Genomic DNA, 3,321 nt, shown 5'->3' with positions numbered 1-3,321 from the left:
TTGGGGTTGGGGGTGGAGGGGGGGCTTAAAATTGGGGGGGGGGGGGGGCCCCCCCCCGGCGCCCGCCCCCCGCCGCGTCGACGCGCGGCTCTCCGCCGCTCCCCCCGATCGCCCCGGACTCCCGCCGTCCCCCCTGGCACAGCTCTCCGGCGAGAGCATCCGCACAGGCCCGGCAAGCCCCCTTTGAAGTGGGGCGTCGTTGATCATCACGGTAACAAACCGTGTGGTTGGTTTGTCAATGCTCGGCAGCCGGAAAGACCCACCATCGGGGACGGGGGTGCGGATGGCAAGGGGTGGCCGGGAGATCCGGGGAACGGGCTGGTGGCGGCCGGTGGTTCGGGTGTCCGGCCCGGGGTGGCGGACCCCGGGAAGACGTTCGTTCGGAATGGAACGACCCGAACGGAATGCCGGTACCGGCGGGGCGGGCGGCCTTCCCCCTCAGCGGAGCAGCCGGCGCTCCTTGGCGACGGCCACCGCGCCGGCCCGGGTGTCCACGCCCAACTTGTCGTAGATCCGGCCCAGGTGGGTCTTGACCGTCGCCTCGCTGATGAACAGCGCGCGGGCGATCTCCCGGTTGCCCAGCCCCTGGGCGAGCTGCGCGAGGATGTCCGTCTCGCGCTCGGTGAGCTGCGGCGCCGGGGCCCGCATCTGTGCCATCACCCGGGAGGCGACCGGCGGCGAGAGCACCGTCCGCCCCTGCGCGGCCGAGTGCACCGCGGCGAACAGCTCCTCCGGCCGCTCGGCCTTCAGCAGGTACCCGGTCGCGCCCGCGCCGATCGCCCGGGTGATGTCGGCGTCGGTGTCGTACGTGGTCAGGACCAGGACGTGCGGGGCGTCCGGGGCCGCGGTGATCCGGCGGGTGGCCTCCACGCCGTCGATGCCGTCGCCGAGCTGGAGGTCCATCAGCACCACCTGCGGGGCCAGCCGGGCCGCCAGGTCGACGGCCTCCTCGCCGCTGCTCGCCTCGCCGACCACCTCGATGTCGCCGGCGCTGGCCAGCAGGGCGAGCAATCCGGCCCGGACCACGGCGTGGTCGTCGCAGACCAGCAGCCGGACCGGGGACGGGACGGGGGCGGGATTCATCGGGCGGGCTCCAGACTCTGGGGGTCAGCGGCGGTCGGGGGCGAGGGGGACGGCCGCGGAGACCACGGTGCCCTCGCCGGGGGCGCTCTCCACGGTCAGGGTGCCGCCGAGCTGGCGCAGCCGGGCGCGCATGGCCGGCAGACCGTGGCCGCGCCCCGAGGGAGCGGACGAGGACGGGGCCGCGGGGGTGAAGCCGCGGCCGTCGTCGGCGATGTCCAGCACGGCCTGGTCGCCGAGGAACGACAGGGTCAGCGCGGCCGCCGAGGCCCCGGCGTGCTCGCGGACGTTGGCCAGCGCCCCCTGGGCGATCCGCAGCAGCGCGGACTGCGCGGCCGCCGGCAGCGGCACCGGCGCGCCGTCCAGGTGGAAGCGGACCGGCAGCCCGCTCTCGGCGGACTCCCGTTCGGCGAGTGAGCGCAGCGCCTGGTCCAGGGTGCGGCCGTCGGCGAGTTCGGCGGGCGCGAGGTCGTGGACGAAGCGGCGGGCCTCGGCGAGGTTCCGGGCGGCCACCTCGGCGGCGGTGCGGACGTGGCCCCGGGCGGTCGCCGGATCGCCGTCCCAGGTGCGGTCGGCGGCCTGGAGCAGCATCTGCTGGCTGGACAGGCCCTGGGCGAGGGTGTCGTGGATCTCCATCGCCAGCCGTTCGCGCTCGGCGAGCGTCCCCTCCCGCCGCTCGGTGGCGGCGAGTTCGCGCCGGGTGCGGACCAGGTCGGTGATCAGCGCGCGCTGCCGTTCGGCCTGGCGCTCCATGTACAGGAAGACGCCGGTGGCCAGCGCGGCGACGGCGGGCGGCAGCAGGACGAGGTTGGCGTCCAGCGGTCCCGGCAGCCGGACCTCGCCGACGACCACCAGCAGGGTGAGCGCCGCGACCAGCGGGATCGCCGCCGGCGTGGGCAGCGTCCGCAGGGCCGTGTAGACCAGCGGGACGGCGCACCAGGAGAAGCTCGGGGCGATCAGCACCAGGACGACCCAGAGCACCGTCACCACGGCCAGCGGCCAGGGGTGGCGGCGCTGCCCGGGGGCGGGCGGACGGCGGTGGGCGAGCCAGGAGCCGACCGGCTGGACGACGGCCAGGGCGATGCTCAGGCCGAGCACCCAGGGGATGCGCGGGTTGCCGGGGTGGTGGGTGAGGAAGCGGCTGAGCGAGGTGGCGAGCAGCAGGAGGAAGGCGGAGTCGAGCAGCACGGCGAGCCGGCCGGCGTCCGGGTCGGGGGAGGCCGGGGCGGCGGGGGCAGCGGGCCCGACGGGGGAGGGGCCGGGGTGGTGCACGGGCCGCTCCTCGCTCTGTCCGTTCCGTTCGGTCGTTCGGGCCGTCCGGTCGTCCGGTCGTCCGGTCGTCCGGTCCGTCCGGGCCGTTCGGTCCGTCCGCACCGTCCCGGCTGCGGCGATCCTTCGATGGTGACCCGTCCGGTCCGGGGCCGCATCAACCGATCGGCTGACGGGTCCGTCGTCCATCATGCCCGGGCGCGGTGTCCGGACCGCCGATGTGGCGGGCCGGGCCCGGAACGGAGGATCGGATCCGTCCCCACCACCGCCATCCGACGAGGAGCCGGACCATGAAGAAGACCTCCGTTCGCGCCAAGGTGCTGACCGGTACCGTCGCCGCCGCCGCACTGGCCGCCGCCACCGTCGGTGCCGTCTCGGCCAGCGCCGAGGCCACCGACACCCCGGCCGTCGCCGCCGCGGTCAAGACCGACGCCCAGAACAAGAACCTCGCCCAGACCACCGGGCTGACCATCGAGGCCGCCACCAAGGCCGCCCAGGCCACCCTGGACGCGGCCGCCAAGGACGGTCAGCGCGTCTCGGTGGCGGTCGTCGACCGCGACGGCGTCACCCGGGTGCTGCTCAAGGGCGACGGCGCCGGCCCGCAGTCGCCGGAGTCGGCGGTGCGCAAGGCGTTCACGGCGGTCTCCTGGAACGCGCCCACCTCGGAGCTCGCCAAGCGCCTCGCGCAGGCCCCGAACCTCAAGGACATCCCGAACACCCTGTTCCTGGCCGGCGGCGCCCCGGTGCAGTCCAAGGGCGCGCCGGTGGCGGCCATCGGCGTCGCGGGCGCGCCCAGCGGCGACCAGGACGAGCAGTTCGCGCAGGCGGGCGTCGAGGCGCTCACGAAGTAGCGCCCACCGAGGAGCGCTCGTCGAGGAGCGCCCCCGAGGAGCACCGGCCGCCGCCGAGCGCGCGGCCGGCCCCGCGCGGCGGGGGGGGGCCCCGACCGCCACCGCCACGCCGAGCACCCGC

3 protein-coding genes are annotated in these 3,321 nt (G+C 76.0%); 1 reads left to right on the top strand and 2 read right to left on the bottom strand.

Annotation, left to right across the window (positions count from 1 at the left end; genetic code table 11):
• Positions 1 to 438: 438 nt before the first annotated feature.
• Both ACFXAM_RS11740 and ACFXAM_RS11735 read right to left on the bottom strand, forming a co-directional pair.
• Complete coding sequence (locus ACFXAM_RS11740; RefSeq protein WP_380289957.1) at positions 439 to 1,083, bottom strand: response regulator; 645 nt, start codon at positions 1,081 to 1,083, stop codon at positions 439 to 441.
• A gap of 24 nt (positions 1,084 to 1,107) precedes the next feature.
• Positions 1,108 to 2,352 (bottom strand): sensor histidine kinase, encoded by a 1,245-nt coding sequence (locus ACFXAM_RS11735; RefSeq protein WP_380289955.1) that lies wholly within the window; start codon positions 2,350 to 2,352, stop codon positions 1,108 to 1,110.
• Between the two features lie 287 nt (positions 2,353 to 2,639).
• Here ACFXAM_RS11735 and ACFXAM_RS11730 point away from each other — a divergent pair, with 287 nt between their 5' ends.
• Positions 2,640 to 3,200 carry a heme-binding protein gene (locus ACFXAM_RS11730; protein WP_380289953.1) on the top strand — a complete coding sequence of 187 codons (561 nt, stop codon included), beginning with the start codon at positions 2,640 to 2,642 and terminating at the stop codon, positions 3,198 to 3,200.
• Positions 3,201 to 3,321 lie beyond the last annotated feature (121 nt).

The organism is Kitasatospora sp. NPDC059462, assembly GCF_042749955.1.
Taxonomy (GTDB): Bacteria; Actinomycetota; Actinomycetes; order Streptomycetales; family Streptomycetaceae; genus Kitasatospora.
The sequence above is the reverse complement of the archived record's forward strand: the minus strand, read 5'-3'. Positions and strand labels throughout refer to the sequence as shown.